Here is a 15097-nt window from a genome sequence, read left to right as displayed (position 1 = left end):
TGCAGGTTCGAGTCCTGTTCTGGGCACTTTCTCTTTGTGAAAAGGGAGTCATCAAATGCGGAAATAGCTCAGTTGGTAGAGCATAACCTTGCCAAGGTTAGGGTCGCGAGTTCGAGTCTCGTTTTCCGCTCCATTCTCATAATAATTTAAGAATTAATAATGAAAAGCCCCGTAAACATTAAGTTTACGGGGCTTTCTCTATTGTGGCTTTGGGGTCTTTATTCTTTCTTCTCAAGTGAAAACCCCAGCATCATGCCGTCGTACTTGCTTGCCAGCGAGCTGATGGTTTTCAACGTTGCGTTGTTGACCTTGCCGGAAAGGAAGGTGATTAGCTTCAAAAGTTTGTCCGATTCGAACAGCAAGTCCATATTGCCGGAGGTGCAATTGACCTTGGCATTCATATTTATCAGCTTGACGAACTTCATAGTCACATGCTTTTCGGTAGCATTGTATGCATAGGTTCCTTTCAAGGTTTTAGCTCCCAGTTTGGCGCTGAAAGTGCTGTCGGCATTGAAAGTAAAACTCAATTGTCCGGGTTTGATGCCCACCTTGCTTAGCTGCTCGTTAAGTTTGGCTTCGGCGGTAGTAGCGGCAACGGCACCACCGGCTTTCATCAACAGGTTGTCTGATTCAAATTCGATGGCGGCACCGGTGTATGACCATGTACCTGTCATGTCAACTGTATTTTTGCCGGTGACAGCACTAACTACTTTTTCTACATTCTCTTTGTTGAATAAATCTTTCAGCGATTGTGCCTGGCTATTGGCCGATACCAGTAATAGTACGGCTACGAATGCCAGTGAAAATATACTCTTTTTCATTTTACTAATAAATTATTAGGTGTTCATTTCTTTGTTAATACTCTCTATATAATCTAATAACTCTTTTTTGCCCATTCTGTTCTCAGAAGAGGTCACAAAATAGGGGGGAAGTTCTTCCCATTGCTCCTTCAGCTTCTTCAGATACTGCTGAATGTTGATGTTCAGTCTGCCGCCTTTCAATTTATCGCCTTTGGTGAAGACGATGGAGAAAGGTACTCCGTGTTCGCCCAACCACTCCATGAACTCGATGTCGATAGTTTGCGGGTCGAGGCGTGAGTCGATGAGCAGGAAGAGATTGGTCATTTGCTCGCGTTCCAGGATGTAATCTTCAATGATTCGCTGTATCTGTGTTTTCCCTTTTTGTCCGCGTCGGGCATAGCCGTAGCCGGGCAGGTCGACGATATACCAGCTATTATTGATGAGGAAGTGGTTGATGAGCATTGTCTTTCCCGGGGTTGCGGAAGTCATTGCAAGTCCTTTACGCCCTGTCAGCATATTGATGAGACTTGATTTTCCGACGTTGGAACGTCCGATGAAAGCATATTCGGGGAATATTCCCGGGGGGCATTTTTTTACGTCGGTATTGCTAATGACGAATTCAGCACTTGTAATCTCCATTTTCTTGTCAAATTTAGAAAGTTTCTTACTCTTTTTAGTGATGGGGAGGACGTTCTTAATAAATGTATCGAACGTTTTTAAAGAATAACGGCATCATTCTTTAAAAACGTTGCCCTCGTTCTTTAAAAACGCTGCGACCCTTCGTAGAGCGTCTTTAAAAGAGGATTTGTATAAATCCTTACACTCATTGCGAGCCGTTTCTCTTTTTTTACGTATGCAAAGGTAACACTAATTTCAGAATTTCGCATAACTTTTTTGTGCAAGCATGAAAGTTCTGCGCTCAATTTGCACTATCTTTGCTCAAAAGCGAAGATAAGCTGCACCTCAGCATTAAAAATAAGCAAGCTTATTTTGTACTGCTTTCGGTTTGCGCTATCTTTGCCGTCAATAGTTGATTTTTTAGTATGAACGGACAATTTTCCTCAATATTATTGGAAAAGGCGGTGAGCGAGTTTGCCAAGCTGCCCGGGGTAGGACGGAAGACGGCCATGCGACTGGTGTTGCATCTTTTGCGACAGGACACAGCGGTGGTGGAAGCTTTTGGCAACGCTATTGTTACACTGAAGCATGAAGTGAAGTATTGCAAGGTTTGCCACAACATCTCGGATACGGAGACTTGCCGCATTTGCGCTAATCCGCAGCGGGATACATCTACGGTTTGTGTCGTTGAGAATATCCGCGATGTGATGGCGGTGGAAGCTACACAGCAATTCCGGGGGCTGTATCATGTGTTGGGTGGAGTGATTTCGCCGATGGATGGTGTAGGTCCGGGTGACTTACAGATAGAAAGTCTTGTGCAACGCGTGGCTGCGGGTGGGATAAAAGAAATTATCCTGGCGCTTAGCACCACGATGGAAGGAGATACCACCAACTTCTATATCTACCGTAAATTGGAAAAGATGGGAGTGAAGTTGAGTGTGATTGCTCGCGGCATCTCTGTAGGTGATGAACTGGAATATGCCGATGAAGTGACGCTGGGGCGCAGCATTGTGAACCGGACGCCCTTTTCGGGAAATTGAAAATTAAAAATTGAGAAATGGAAGAACAAATAAAACACGTAGTAGCTTGTTTGAAGTCGCTATTTATTGGTTTCTGGCTACTGCCGGTGATATTAATTGTAGTGGGTGAAATAGGTGAGGAGTGGGTAGGCATGTATGCCGCCGATGTGCGCGCCACTTATTTTGCAGAAACACTAACCATTCTGCTGGTTGCTATTTGTGTGCCAGTGTCTCTGAAACTGTTTGCATGGGTGTTGACGAGGAAGATTGATAAGGTCAGTCTGCCCGAAGCTTTGCGTCTCTACTCGTTTTGGAGCAAAATCCGCATGTTGCTTTTGACATTGCCGATGTTGGCAGGCTTTGCTGTATATTATCTTATGTTGAGTAATAAGGGCGTGCTTTGTGCTTTTATAGCTCTCACAGCTTCATTGTTCTGCCTGCCCGGCGAGGGACGCTTGCGCAAAGAACTGCATATCAACAAAGAGGAAGAAGCATGAAACTCTCCATTGTCATAGTCAATTACAATGTAAAGCATTATCTGGAACAGTGCCTCTGTTCTGTATATAGGGCTATCGACAATCTTTCAGCTGAAGTACTGGTAGTTGACAATGCCTCTGCCGATGGCTCGGAAACGTATATTACCGAGCGCTTTCCGCATATCACCTATATATATAATAAGGAAAATGTCGGCTTTGCCCGTGCCAATAACCAGGCCATCAGACAGGCGAAGGGGGAGTATGTGTTATTGCTGAATCCTGATACCCTGTTGCCGGAAGATACTTTGGAGAATGCACTGCTTTTTATGGACACTCATCCCCGTGCCGGAGCTGCCGGCGTGAAAATGCTGACAGATGACGGACGTTTTCTGCGGGAGTCAAAGCGTGGTTATCCTACTTTGGCAGCCACTTTCGGCAAATTGTCCGGTTTGGGGAAACTGTTCCCCCGTTCCAAAAGTCTGGGTGGTTATTATTGTAACACTTTGGATATGGATGCCATCCATCGGGTGGAAGTGCTGGCAGGTGCATTCATGCTGTTGCGTGCTTCTGCATTGGATAAATCCGGATTACTGGATGAGGATTTCTTTATGTATGGTGAGGATATTGACTTGTCTTGCCGGATAGAGGCAGCGGGATACGAAAACTATTATCTACCTTATCCGATACTACATTATAAAGGAGAGAGTACGTCGAAGAATACCTACCGCCATGTGCGCGTATTTTGTGAAGCAATGGATGTTTTTTTCCGTAAACATGGCGAGCGTTATGGTGTTGTGGGGAGTGGGCTGGTCCGTGCAGGCATTCATTTACAGATGTATATTCGCTTGTCGGTACTTTGCCTGCGGCGTACATTCTGTTTGCAGGAAAAAGAAGCGAAACTATCTCTCCGGAAAGGACAGCGTTTTCCCCGTTTTCTTGTTTTGGGTGAAGAAGCTACCATTCATAGTCTGCGCGGTTTGTTCAAACGTAACGGATTGACCGGAAGACATCATTTTGTTGTGTCTAACGAAACATCCGCGGTAGATGGGCATGGCAGCCCGTTCATTTCGCTGAAAGGCTTCACGCACGTGGTGTATGATTGCCGTGCTTTTTCTTTTTCAACAATCGTCCGTTTGCTCTCCCGTCACCGGAAGATGGGACTGCATCTCGGAATTTATAATCCGAAGAGTCGCGTGCTGGTGACTCCCGAAAAATGTTATCTCTGACAATGAAACATAGTTATTTTATCAACGATCGTATTCGCCTCCGCGCCATGGAGCCTGAAGATTTGGAACTGATTTACGAAATGGAAAATGATCCGCAGCAGTGGGACATCAGTAACTTCACCGTGCCCTATTCGCGCTATGTAATGAAGCAATACATGGAGAATTCGCAGTGCGATATGTTTGCCGACAAACAATTGCGTATGATGATTGTGCGCCTTGAGGACGGAGTGGCAATAGGTACGATTGACATAACGGACTTTGCCCCTATACATGCACGTGGAGAAGTGGGTATCGTTATCCGGAAAGAATTTCGCGGGACAGGTTATGCCAAAGATGCGTTGACGTTGCTTTGCGAATATGCTTTCGATTTCTTGTACCTGAAGCAGCTCATTGTCCATGTTGCTACGGACAATGAGGCAAGCATGCGCCTGTTCACTTCTTGCGGTTTTGTGCAATGCGGGCTTTTGAAGGACTGGCTGTTTGTAGAGGGGTGTTTCAAAGATGTTGCATTATTGCAGCGCATTCGGATGAATTGATTAATTCAGCGTTGGTATCTGAGGGAAACGTGACCAGGTCTTGTATTTACCTCCCAATTGGCCCAATACATTTTTCCAGAGTTTAGAACTTCCCTTTTCGTCCATAAGGGAAGTGATGTCTGCTGATCCTATCAGCCAAGTATTTTCCTCTATTTCGCGGCATAGCTGGTCGTGCTCCCAGCCGGAGTAACCGAGGAAGAATCGTATTTTGCCTGTTATTTCATTGCCTTGCAGGATATAACGGCGGATAGCATCGAAATCCCCATTCAGATAGAAACCTTTTCCAATTTGTAATGAGTCTTCTATATCTTTCAGGGTGTGGAGGTAAAACAATGTATCGGTACTCAACGGACCGCCTTTATAGATAGGTATCTTGTCTACGTCCTTGAATTCTTTCAGTACATCATTGAGACACAGGGGGAGAGGCTTGTTTAACACCATTCCCATGGTTCCATCCATCGTGTGGTCTATTAGCAATATAACGGAGCGCCCGAACATCTCATCGTAGAGGAACGGTTCAGATATCAACACTTTTCCACGCGAAGGTATCACGTGATTGGTTTCTATTTTAAATATATCCGTATTAGTATCCATGCCACTAATATACAGACAAATCCTCGAAAAACAAATATTATTCCTCTTTTTTCACCTATTGATATTGGTTTTGTGTTATATAACAGTTTTTATTAAAGAGAATTTGGCTACATTTGCGGAATGTAATTTCTTTATTGTATATTATGAAACTAACTAGTCGTACTTATATATATTTATTGATTCTAAGTTCTTTTTTTTCATATAGTGGCTCCATCTATGCTTTTTCTGCAGACGATATAAATGAAAAGTTTAGGATGGCATCTACGCAGAAAAAGATTACCGGACGTGTTTTGGATGAAAAAGGTGTCCCCTTGCCAGGAGCTACTGTCTTAGAGAAAGGCACTTCTAACGGGGTGGCTACGAATATTGATGGCGAATTTGAACTGACTGTTGCGGATGACGCCATATTGCAATTCTCTTTTATAGGCTATAAGACGGAAGAGATTAGTGTGAAAGGGCATGCGTACCTGGACATCGTACTGCTGGAAGATGCAATGGAGCTGGATAAGGTGATTATAACAGCTTTAGGTCTTGAGAAGAAGGAACATTCTCTCTCTTATGCAACGAGTCAGATAAAGAATGAGGATTTGAACCGGGTAAAAATGCCTAACCTGATAACTTCACTTACTGGAAAAGCTGCCGGTGTGCAGATTAACCAAGTTTCGTCGGGGGTAGGGGCATCTGCTAAGGTAAGTATTCGCGGAATCCGTTCCGTTGCCAGCGATAATCAGCCTCTTTATGTGATTGACGGTGTGCCTATGCTGAATTCTACTTCGGAACAGGCTTTCAGTGCTATTGGGGGAACGGCTAATGCCGGTAATCGTGATGGCGGGGACGGAATCTCCGGTCTGAATTCGGAAGATATAGAAAGCATCAGTATACTGAAAGGTGCTCCTGCGGCGGCACTTTATGGAAGTCAGGCAGCTAATGGTGTGATACTGATTACTACAAAGAAAGGTAAGTCACAGGGACAGCGGAGTATCTCATTCTCTACCAGCCTGATGTTTGATAATGCCTCATCTTTGCCTGAGATGCAGAACCGTTACGGGGTGAGTGACGGTGTGGATAGCTGGGGCGAACGAAAGAACCTGCCGAAGTCTGATAATCTGAAAGACTTTTATTCTACCGGGATGACTTCCATCACTTCTGTGTCTGTGAGTCATGGTAATGAGAAATTGCAGAATTATTTCTCGTATGCCAATACCACAGGGCATGGTATTATTGAAAAGAATCGTTTGTCGAAACATAATATAACATTCAGGGAAACTTCCGTGATGTTTAATGATCGTTTAAAACTGGACGGTAATGTAAACCTGATGCGCCAGGTAACCAAAAATAAACCAACTGTGGGCGGATTTTATATGAATCCGTTGGTTGGACTTTACCGCTTTCCCCGTGGAGAAAATTTATCGTACTATAAAGATAATTTTGAAGTGTACGATGAAAGTAGAAATATGAATATACAAAATTGGCATACATCTTATGAAGACTTTGAGCAAAATCCTTATTGGATTATCAACCGCATACAAAGTAAAGATGTGCGTATGCATGCTATTGTTTCTCTGTCGGCGAATTTGAAAGTGAACAACTGGCTTACGGTGCAAGCGCGTGGTAATGTGGACTGTATTGATGATAAGGTGCGTCAGAAGTTTTATGCTTCTACAGCTCCGGCTTTGGCTGGTGCTAATGGGAGATATGTAGAAATGGATTATCAGGAAATACAATTCTATGGTGACCTGCTGCTTATGATGAAGAAACAGTGGGGAGACTATTCTGTAAATGGTGCGCTGGGTGGTAGCATTAATGATAAAACGGTGAATTCTACCCGCTACGATTCGAAAACGGCTTCCTTGAAATATGCCAATGTGTTTAATCTGGCAAATATACTTATGAATGGTTCGGCAAGTCTGGATCAGAGAATAGATGCCCAACGGCAATTACAGTCGGTGTTTGGTACTGTACAGGTGGGATATAAGGAAAGTGCTTACATTGACCTGTCGGCACGTAATGACTGGGCGTCTACTCTGGCATATACCTCGCATGAGAAAACAGGCTTCTTTTATCCTTCGGTGGGTACTTCGCTGATATTGAGCCGCCTGTTTAAATTGCCGGAATGGGTGTCGTATGCCAAAGTGCGTGCTGCGTATAGTTTGGTGGGTAATGATATTCCGATGTTCATTACGAATTCCTCTTCACACATCACTGCCGGTGGTGAATTCCTGGCGAATGATGCGGCCCCTTTCAAGGATATGGAGCCTGAAATGACTTATTCGTGGGAAGCAGGTGCCGAAGCACGCTTCCTGAATAGCCGTATCGGGTTTAATCTTACTTTTTATAAAACAAATACTCGCAATCAGTTCTTCAAGCTGCCTACGTTGGCAGGTGATAAGTATGCTTACCGTTATGTGAATGCGGGTAATATCCAGAATGTGGGATGGGAGGTTGCTTTGGATGCAACCCCCGTGATGAAGAATGATTTCATGTGGAGCACCACTCTTAATTTTGCTTCCAACAAGAATAAGATTATTTCCTTGCACGAGGAACTGAAAGAGTTTGTCTACGGTCCTACCAGCTTTTCTTCCAGTTATGCCATGAAACTGGTGAAAGGTGGCTCGATAGGTGACATTTATGGAAAAGCCTTTGAAAGGGACGCTTCCGGAAACATTGTTTATGAGACGGAAGGAAGTAATGCGGGATTACCGAAAATAGTAGGTGATGGAAATACGGTAAAGGTGGGAAATTCTAATCCGAAGTTCCAAATGGGATGGAATCATACACTTTCTTACAAAGACCTCTCACTCTATTTTCTGGTGGATTGCCGTTATGGTGGTAAGGTGCTTTCGCAGACGCAGGCGGATATGGACTTGTACGGCGTATCGGAAGCCACTGCCAAGGCCCGTGATAAAGAATATGTGATGCTTGAAGGACAGCGGATAGATAACGTGAAAGGCTTCTACAAAATAGTGGGCGGGCGTGCAGGAACGACGGAATATTATATGTATGACGCAACGAACATCCGACTGAGGGAACTTTCTTTGTCCTATCAGTTGCCTGCCTCTTGGATGGAAAAAACGAAGGTGCTGAAGAAAGCGCAGGTGTCATTTATTGCCCGCAATTTGTTCTTTTTTTATAAGAAGGCTCCTTTTGATCCTGATTTGGTGTTGTCTACCGGTAATGATAATCAGGGTATTGATGTGTACGGAATGCCTACAACGCGTAGTTGGGGCTTCTCATTGAAGTGTGAATTTTAATAAGGAGGAAGCAGGAATGAAAAGATATAGTTGGATATTGAGTGCGCTGTTAGCTTTTACTTCATGTACAGGTGATTTCAGGGATATCAATACGGATAAAGCCGGAGTGACGGATGATGATTTGCAGATAGATTACAATGAACATGGCATCCGTTTGGGAATCATTCAGCAGGGTATTTATTTTAATTATGATTATGGGAAAGGTAAGAACTGGCCTTTCCAGCTGACGCAAAATCTAAATGCAGATATGTTCAGTGGATATATGCACGATGGCAAGCCACTGAATGGAGGAACTCATAATTCGGACTATAATTTGCAGGATGGCTGGAACAGTGCAATGTGGGGACATATGTATTCGTATGTCTTTCCGCAGATATACCAGTCGGAAAATGCGACCCGTAACCAGCATCCGGGTTTCTTCGGAGTTACTAAGGTATTGAAAGTGGAGGTGATGCACCGGGTTACGGATTATTACGGCCCTATTGTGTATACCCGGTTTGCTGATGCTGATGCAAAGTATATGCCCGATACACAGGAGGAAGTTTATAAAGAATTCTTTTGCGAACTGGATACGGCTGTGACCACTCTTACCAATTATGTAAAGTCGAATCCGGAAGCTGCCGAGTTTTCGCGTTTTGATATTCTGATGGATGGTGCATATACTTCATGGATAAAGTTTGCCAATTCTCTGCGAATGAGACTTGCCATGAGGATTGCGGTTGTTGACGAGGAAAAAGCCCGTACAGAGTTCCTGAAAGCTTTTAATAATGAATACGGAGTGCTGGAAGTGGAAAATGAACCGGTAGCTGCTTCTACTCAGGGGGGATATACCAATCCGTTGGGTGAACTGAATCTGGTGTGGAATGAGACTTTTATGAGTGCTCCGATGGAATCAATAATGAATGGATACGACGATCCGAGGCGCAGTATCTATTTTGCGACGTGTCAGGATGCAGCGTTTAAGGGAGAATATCATGGAATCCGTCAGGGAACTTGTTTCTCTCACAATAATTATCTGGGGATGTCGAAACTGAATGTTACTCAGGCAACAGATGCGGTTCTTATGACTGCTGCGGAAGTCTGGTTTCTGCGGGCAGAAGCTGCTTTGAGAAACTGGACGGGAGAATTGGCCGGTACTTGCTATGAGAAAGGAGTTACTTCTTCTTTGCATCAACATGGCATCATGCAGAGCGAGAGTTATCTGAACAGTGATAAACTACCGGCTGATTTTATAGATACATACGATTCGGAGAATGATATAGCGACCCGTTGCAAGGTGTCTCCGAAATGGATAGAAACGGCTGACCGTGAAATTAAGCTGGAGAAGATTATCACACAAAAATGGCTGGCTATGTTTCCTGAAGGTTGTGAGGCTTGGGCGGAACAGCGCAGAACTGGTTATCCGCGTCTTTTCCCAGTGCGCTTCAATCATAGTAAGGATGGATGTATAGATACGGAGACTATGATACGGCGTTTGAATTTTCCCGGTGGCTTGCAGACAGAGAATCCGGATCAATATCAGGCATTGGTGAAAGCTTTGGGGGGAGAAGATAATGCCGGTACCCGTTTGTGGTGGGATACCGGCCGTAACTGGTGATTTTATACCGGATGGTTTTCTGCAAAGATTGCCATACGCTCATCCAACTGTGCGTATTGGTGATCCTGAATGAAAGAGGTGCAAGCACGCAGACCTTCCTGATGGCTGCCTGTGGTAATCAGTGAAATGGCACTGACACCATAGTACATCAATTCTTTGGCAAGTTCACCGCTGGTCATGCCCGGGTAACCAATTGTAAAGTAGAAACCGTCGGCAACAGGATTTCCCAGATCATTATCATATACCAGGTGGAAGCCGTGGCGCAGGAAAATCTCTTTTAGCTTATGGGCACGCTCACCGTATATTTTCACTTCATTTAGGAAGTTATATTGTCCGTCGCTGGCTGCTTTCAGCATAGCGGCAAGGGCATATTGTGCAGAATGGCTTGTGCCGGATGAAAGGGCATAGAGCACACGATGAATGAATACGGTGCCAAAAGTGCCTCCACCATAACGTTTCGTCAGACCAGAATAGGAGCGATGGTACAGTTTATCAGAAATACAGCTTACCCCAATACGTTGTCCGGCATAACTGAAGGCTTTGGAACCAGAAATCAGCAATACATAATTATCAGTATAATGTGCTACTGAGGGTTGAAAAGGTGCCTGGAATGGTTTGCTTAAATCCTGGCGGAAGTCCATAGCGAAATAGGCGAGGTCTTCCAAGACGATAACATCATATTGCGTAGCAAGTTCCCCGATAATACGCAGTTCTTCTTCTTTCAGGCATATCCAACTGGGATTGTTAGGATTTGAATAAACGATGGCGGATATGTTACCTTTGGTCAGATAACTTTCCAATTTCTCTTTCAGTTTGTCGCCGCGATAGTCATACACGTCAAAGGTTTCAAATTTCTGTCCCATTACTACTAACTGCTGTTTCTGTACGGGAAAGCCAGGATCGATGAATAGTATCGTATCTTTCTTTTCGTCGCATTGGCTGCAAGTGAGGAAGGAGGCGAAAGTTCCCTGCATGGAACCGGTGACAGGTACACAACCTTCTGGTTTTAAATCTACATTAATAAAGGCCTTGATGAAGCGTGAAGCTTCTTCTTTCAGTGCGGGCAGGCCGTTGATATCCGGGTAAAGGCTGGCAATGCCATTCTGCAAGGCTTCTATCTCAGCTTTTACGCCTACAGCCGAAGCTGGTAGTCCCGGCACGCCCATTTCCATTTTAATGAATTCCACACCCGCCTCTGCTTCTGCTTTGGCAGCAATGGCTTTTACTTCACGGATGGTTGCTTTTCCAAAGTCTGCAATCTGAAATGCTTCGATGGTTTCGTCAATCAGTTTACGTTCAATAGGAGTATTTCTCATGGTTTTTCTCGCTTTTAAGTTCATTTTGATTTGTTACTCGATTTTTTTTTGTCACACAAAGGTAATATAAATATCTTATAATCAAGCTTACTTTAAAAAAGATGAAAAATATTTCTTTCTAGCTATTGCAGGTTTCAAAGAAATGTCTACCTTTGCATCCGCAATCGAGAGAGATAGCAAATGAAAATAAAATAATGGTGCGTTAGTTCAGTTGGTTAGAATACATGCCTGTCACGCATGGGGTCACGGGTTCGAGTCCCGTACGCACCGCTCGGTTATATTGCAAAATGAAGCAAAGCTCTGATTTTCAACTAAATCAGAGTTTTTTTTATTGTTCTTACCGAGCAAAAAAGAGAGTAGAAATTAAGCTCAATGGTGGCTAATTCGGTGGCTTTTTTTGGAGGCATAAAAAAACCACCGGAAAGCTTAAAAAAAAACCACCGAATTGTTTCTAACTAACTGTTTATCATTGTTTTGCTGATAGTATTTTAGTTTATGGCAAGCTATTTTTGTTGAACTAAAATTTTAGAAGTATGAAACAAGGTACAATGAACATTTTGTTCTTTCCTTTGAAGACAAAAGTCTTAAAAAATGGTGAAGCTCCAATCTTGCTTCGAGTTACAATTGATGGTCAATATGACGAAGTTCGGATACAACGTAGTGTTGCCCTGAATTCTTGGAATCCTTCTAAAGGATGTTGCCGTGGGAAGGATAGGATATCCCTGGAACTTAATAGCTATATTGATAATATGCGTGCACGTCTGCTGCAGATCCATAAAGAACTCCTATTGGAGGAAGCATTTATCAGTCCGAAAGCTTTATTGATAAAACTGTTTTCAAAGGAGGACAAACACACTCTTTTAGCCGCAATGGAGCAGCATATAGAAAATTGCAAGAGAAGGCTTGATATTGATTTTCGGCTAGGTTCATTGAAGCGATATGTAAACTGCTTTGATGCATTGAAAGTAGCAGTTGATCGCTTTTATGCTAAAGAAGACATTACGTTTTATGAACTGACGGGTGAGTTCATTGATGAGTTTGAACTTTATCTGAGAATAGATAAGAAGCTTAGTCAAAATACATTGACTAAATACATGACTTGTCTTAAGAAGATGACCAATACAGCATTGAGAAATGACTGGATGAAAAAAGATCCGTTTGTCGATAAGAAGAATCTTTTTCGTAAAGTGGAAACCTCTCCCACCTTCTTAACATTAGAAGAACTGAAAAAGATAGAAGAGAAGGAGTTTACTGTACAACGATTAGTGCATGTGAAAGATTTCTTTTTGTTCTGCTGCTATACTGGATTGGCATTTATTGATGCAAGTACTCTTTCTGCTGAGCATTTGATTCGTGATAACAATAATGCTTTATGGATTCGTAAATCTCGTATTAAGATTGCAGATGCGAAGGAGTCTTGTACATGCAATGTGCCTTTGCTTCCTCCGGCGCAAGCTATTTTGGAGAAGTATAATTGGAGTCCAGAAAAGGAAAATACCCCCTGTCTTCCCATACCTAGCAATCAAAAAATGAATGCTTACCTTAAGGAAATAGCTACCTTGTGCGGTATAAAGAAGAATTTAACAGTGCATGTAGCCCGTCATACATTTGCTACTACAATAACACTTGCGAATCATGTTTCATTGCAGAATGTGTCTAAAATGTTAGGACATTCTTCTACTAAAATAACTCAACATTATGCCAGAGTCCTTGATCAAAATATAATGGAGGATATGCAGAAGGTTTCTAGAAACTTATTTAGATAGGTTATGTATTTTAAAGATAAAAGGCGGTTGGGGGATATCCAATCGCCTTTTTATTTGTGCAAATCTGTATTGTTGTTAGCGTAGTCTGATAGTTTTTGTCTCTTTTTGGCTTGGCTTCGATATTATAATATTCATAATTCAGATTTTAAAATCTTGGTATATAGTTTTCTTCCAAAATAGCCAACAAGTCACTTTCCTTATATAACATTTTACCAAAAAGAGTGATGTAGGGTACTTCGCCTTTTTCACGGTATTCCAGCAGTGTTCTTTTCGTAATATTTAGAAGTTTGCAAACCTGTTCACTAGTCAGATAGCGTTCTCCGTTTAAAGGAGGTTTATAAATTGCCAGTACATATTCAAACTTTTCCGCAAGTTCGTCAAATCCTTGCAGTTCCTCCATAAAATCTTCTACAGTGATTAGTTCCATTTTTTAGTTCTTATTTTTATTACTAATACGATTCTTTTTGAGAAGCTTTTCCACGTCCGATATTTTATAGTAAATTTTTCTTCCGATTGTAGAAAAACCTATCACACCTCTTTCTCGGTAAGTCTGTAAGGTTCTTAAAGAAATATTAAGCCGATGCGATAGTTCGGCATTCTCAATCCACTCTTCATGAAGGATGCCTTCTTGGTTCGGATATAGATTATTCACTCTGTTTTTCAGCTTGGAGATGCGTTCTAGCATCATCGTATAAGCCTTCTTTTCTATTGCAATACTTTCCATAATTCTTGGTGTTTACACACGAGTAGCATAATTGTGCCTTGTAATGTTGATTTTAGGGATGTAAAAATGCTGAAAAGATTAAATGTTTGGAATATGTGAGTGCGTCGTTTCTGAACTTCAATTCAGAAATAGTCAGATTCTTTCCAAGGTATAGTATTGCTTAAATATGCGGGACTATCTTTGCGGGAGTCCAATTTATGTGGAGCAGCTGAAATACATAGTCCGGTATTTCTTAAATATAAAATATGATATGGAAAATACCTTGATTAGTAAATATCTTAAAATAAATTGTTGGCATCTGTTTTTGCTGAATATTATGATCTATGCAATAATGATATTTGTGGAATATCGTTTTATTCAGACTGACAACTACTACAGTATGTACTTGAAACCTCTTTTTAGTTCAGCAGACGATTACCAGAAGGCCATATTGGAAGCTAAATTCTATGAACTATATAATTACTTATGGATTCCGGTTCATATTGCTATTCAAGTCATTTTAATATCAATATGTTTATTCATAGGATATAATGCTTTGAACTATTTTATCAGCTTTAAAAATAGTGTCAAGGCTACATGCCAATCTATCATCATATTTTCATTAAATAGTCTATTGGTAACATCCTTAAAAGCGGGTGGTGTGATTGAGTATAATGCAAAAACGGTAGATGATGAATTCTTTTTCCAATCTTTAGGAAGACTTTTTGTTAATCAAGATTTGCCAAACCTCATTTATCGATTATTGGAAAAGGTAAATTTTGTAGAAGTCATTTTTATCTTGGTATTATCATCGATTTTATCAAAAATACTTGTTGTCAACTTGATGAGGACGATATTGCTAACACTTGGAATATATCTATTTGGTACCATAATATATATATGTTTTATGTATTTTATTGAACTATTATTCAACTAATTTTTAAAATTTAAAATCATGAATGAAATTACAGAACAACAGATGGCTAACATCAGTGGAGGCGGTAAATTTTGGGCCACACGCTGGCAATGTGAAAAAATGGGTGCAGGTCCTGCTTGCAGATGCCGCAAGGTTTACCATCGTTTATGGGGTAAAAGCTACGGTGGATGGAATAACGGCATGAGTTGCGGGTATGACGGAACGAAAGCCTAACTAATTCTAATAGTCAGGTAAATAATACCTGACTATTATTTATAT

At 41.9% G+C, this 15097-nt stretch carries 15 protein-coding genes and 2 tRNA genes; 11 read left to right on the top strand and 6 right to left on the bottom strand.

The window, feature by feature from the left end:
* Positions 1–57: 57 nt before the first annotated feature.
* Positions 58–133 (top strand) — tRNA-Gly (locus HMPREF9447_RS03865).
* Positions 134–218: 85 nt separating this feature from the next.
* Here the strand turns inward: HMPREF9447_RS03865 and HMPREF9447_RS03860 are convergent.
* Together HMPREF9447_RS03860 and yihA are read right to left on the bottom strand one after the other, a co-directional pair.
* Positions 219–821, bottom strand: coding sequence for a DUF4923 family protein (locus tag HMPREF9447_RS03860; protein ID WP_009128266.1), 603 nt, complete (start codon positions 819–821; stop codon positions 219–221).
* Positions 822–836: 15 nt separating this feature from the next.
* Positions 837–1439, bottom strand: a complete 603-nt coding sequence (gene yihA, locus HMPREF9447_RS03855; protein ID WP_009128264.1) for a ribosome biogenesis GTP-binding protein YihA/YsxC — start codon at positions 1437–1439, stop codon at positions 837–839.
* 404 nt (positions 1440–1843) lie between these two features.
* Between yihA and recR the strand changes: the two genes are divergently transcribed.
* Genes recR through HMPREF9447_RS03835 form a run of 4 tightly spaced genes read left to right on the top strand, consistent with a single transcriptional unit; the run spans position 1844 to position 4675 of the window.
* A complete protein-coding gene (gene recR, locus HMPREF9447_RS03850; protein ID WP_009128263.1) occupies positions 1844–2458 on the top strand; it encodes a recombination mediator RecR in 615 nt (204 codons plus the stop codon).
* 17 nt (positions 2459–2475) lie between these two features.
* Positions 2476–2934: a hypothetical protein gene (locus HMPREF9447_RS03845; protein ID WP_009128262.1), complete on the top strand. Its 459-nt coding sequence runs from the start codon at positions 2476–2478 to the stop codon at positions 2932–2934.
* Positions 2931–4139: a glycosyltransferase family 2 protein gene (locus tag HMPREF9447_RS03840; RefSeq protein WP_009128261.1), complete on the top strand. Its 1209-nt coding sequence runs from the start codon at positions 2931–2933 to the stop codon at positions 4137–4139. Before HMPREF9447_RS03845 ends, HMPREF9447_RS03840 begins: the two co-directional genes overlap by 4 nt.
* Before the next feature lie 2 nt (positions 4140–4141).
* Positions 4142–4675 (top strand): GNAT family N-acetyltransferase, encoded by a 534-nt coding sequence (locus HMPREF9447_RS03835; RefSeq protein WP_009128260.1) that lies wholly within the window; start codon positions 4142–4144, stop codon positions 4673–4675.
* Here HMPREF9447_RS03835 and HMPREF9447_RS03830 read toward each other — a convergent pair whose 3' ends face one another.
* The gene (locus HMPREF9447_RS03830) at positions 4676–5269 is read right to left on the bottom strand and encodes a YqgE/AlgH family protein (protein ID WP_009128254.1); all 594 of its coding nucleotides are present in this window, start codon (positions 5267–5269) and stop codon (positions 4676–4678) included. It lies immediately after the preceding gene.
* 254 nt (positions 5270–5523) lie between these two features.
* On the opposite strand from HMPREF9447_RS03830, the gene HMPREF9447_RS03825 reads away from it, so the two are divergent.
* A complete protein-coding gene (locus HMPREF9447_RS03825; RefSeq protein ID WP_009128252.1) occupies positions 5524–8520 on the top strand; it encodes a SusC/RagA family TonB-linked outer membrane protein in 2997 nt (998 codons plus the stop codon).
* A 16-nt stretch (positions 8521–8536) separates the two neighbouring features.
* Positions 8537–10117: a SusD/RagB family nutrient-binding outer membrane lipoprotein gene (locus HMPREF9447_RS03820; RefSeq protein ID WP_009128250.1), complete on the top strand. Its 1581-nt coding sequence runs from the start codon at positions 8537–8539 to the stop codon at positions 10115–10117.
* 2 nt (positions 10118–10119) lie between these two features.
* Here HMPREF9447_RS03820 and HMPREF9447_RS03815 read toward each other — a convergent pair whose 3' ends face one another.
* Positions 10120–11433 carry an aminotransferase class I/II-fold pyridoxal phosphate-dependent enzyme gene (locus HMPREF9447_RS03815; protein WP_009128248.1) on the bottom strand — a complete coding sequence of 438 codons (1314 nt, stop codon included), beginning with the start codon at positions 11431–11433 and terminating at the stop codon, positions 10120–10122.
* 196 nt (positions 11434–11629) lie between these two features.
* On the opposite strand from HMPREF9447_RS03815, the gene HMPREF9447_RS03810 reads away from it, so the two are divergent.
* Together HMPREF9447_RS03810 and HMPREF9447_RS03805 are read left to right on the top strand one after the other, a co-directional pair.
* Positions 11630–11703, top strand: a tRNA-Asp gene (locus tag HMPREF9447_RS03810).
* A 263-nt stretch (positions 11704–11966) separates the two neighbouring features.
* Positions 11967–13199, top strand: coding sequence for a site-specific integrase (locus tag HMPREF9447_RS03805; RefSeq protein WP_009128246.1), 1233 nt, complete (start codon positions 11967–11969; stop codon positions 13197–13199).
* Between the two features lie 145 nt (positions 13200–13344).
* Here HMPREF9447_RS03805 and HMPREF9447_RS03800 read toward each other — a convergent pair whose 3' ends face one another.
* Positions 13345–13626, bottom strand: a complete 282-nt coding sequence (locus tag HMPREF9447_RS03800; protein WP_009128244.1) for a helix-turn-helix domain-containing protein — start codon at positions 13624–13626, stop codon at positions 13345–13347.
* Between the two features lie 3 nt (positions 13627–13629).
* Entirely contained in the window at positions 13630–13923 is a 294-nt protein-coding gene (locus HMPREF9447_RS03795) for a helix-turn-helix domain-containing protein (protein ID WP_009128242.1), read from the bottom strand.
* A gap of 250 nt (positions 13924–14173) precedes the next feature.
* Between HMPREF9447_RS03795 and HMPREF9447_RS03790 the strand changes: the two genes are divergently transcribed.
* Positions 14174–14839 carry a hypothetical protein gene (locus HMPREF9447_RS03790; protein WP_009128240.1) on the top strand — a complete coding sequence of 222 codons (666 nt, stop codon included), beginning with the start codon at positions 14174–14176 and terminating at the stop codon, positions 14837–14839.
* 18 nt (positions 14840–14857) lie between these two features.
* Positions 14858–15052 carry a bacteriocin gene (locus tag HMPREF9447_RS03785; RefSeq protein WP_009128238.1) on the top strand — a complete coding sequence of 65 codons (195 nt, stop codon included), beginning with the start codon at positions 14858–14860 and terminating at the stop codon, positions 15050–15052.
* The last annotated feature ends 45 nt before the right edge of the window (positions 15053–15097 follow it).

It is taken from the genome of Bacteroides oleiciplenus YIT 12058 (assembly GCF_000315485.1).
In the GTDB taxonomy this organism is placed as follows: Bacteria; Bacteroidota; Bacteroidia; order Bacteroidales; family Bacteroidaceae; genus Bacteroides; species Bacteroides oleiciplenus.
This window is presented reverse-complemented; position numbering and strand designations above follow the sequence as displayed.

Bases quoted from the DNA above. Each gene is read 5' to 3' on its own strand.
- HMPREF9447_RS03860 (WP_009128266.1), bottom strand. From the start codon at position 821: ATGAAAAAGAGTATATTTTCACTGGCATTCGTAGCCGTACTATTACTG.
- yihA (WP_009128264.1), bottom strand. From the start codon at position 1,439: ATGGAGATTACAAGTGCTGAATTCGTCATTAGCAATACCGACGTAAAA.
- recR (WP_009128263.1), top strand. From the start codon at position 1,844: ATGAACGGACAATTTTCCTCAATATTATTGGAAAAGGCGGTGAGCGAG.
- HMPREF9447_RS03845 (WP_009128262.1), top strand. From the start codon at position 2,476: ATGGAAGAACAAATAAAACACGTAGTAGCTTGTTTGAAGTCGCTATTT.
- HMPREF9447_RS03840 (WP_009128261.1), top strand. From the start codon at position 2,931: ATGAAACTCTCCATTGTCATAGTCAATTACAATGTAAAGCATTATCTG.
- HMPREF9447_RS03835 (WP_009128260.1), top strand. From the start codon at position 4,142: ATGAAACATAGTTATTTTATCAACGATCGTATTCGCCTCCGCGCCATG.
- HMPREF9447_RS03830 (WP_009128254.1), bottom strand. From the start codon at position 5,269: ATGGATACTAATACGGATATATTTAAAATAGAAACCAATCACGTGATA.
- HMPREF9447_RS03825 (WP_009128252.1), top strand. From the start codon at position 5,524: ATGGCATCTACGCAGAAAAAGATTACCGGACGTGTTTTGGATGAAAAA.
- HMPREF9447_RS03820 (WP_009128250.1), top strand. From the start codon at position 8,537: ATGAAAAGATATAGTTGGATATTGAGTGCGCTGTTAGCTTTTACTTCA.
- HMPREF9447_RS03815 (WP_009128248.1), bottom strand. From the start codon at position 11,433: ATGAGAAATACTCCTATTGAACGTAAACTGATTGACGAAACCATCGAA.
- HMPREF9447_RS03805 (WP_009128246.1), top strand. From the start codon at position 11,967: ATGAAACAAGGTACAATGAACATTTTGTTCTTTCCTTTGAAGACAAAA.
- HMPREF9447_RS03800 (WP_009128244.1), bottom strand. From the start codon at position 13,626: ATGGAACTAATCACTGTAGAAGATTTTATGGAGGAACTGCAAGGATTT.
- HMPREF9447_RS03795 (WP_009128242.1), bottom strand. From the start codon at position 13,923: ATGGAAAGTATTGCAATAGAAAAGAAGGCTTATACGATGATGCTAGAA.
- HMPREF9447_RS03790 (WP_009128240.1), top strand. From the start codon at position 14,174: ATGGAAAATACCTTGATTAGTAAATATCTTAAAATAAATTGTTGGCAT.
- HMPREF9447_RS03785 (WP_009128238.1), top strand. From the start codon at position 14,858: ATGAATGAAATTACAGAACAACAGATGGCTAACATCAGTGGAGGCGGT.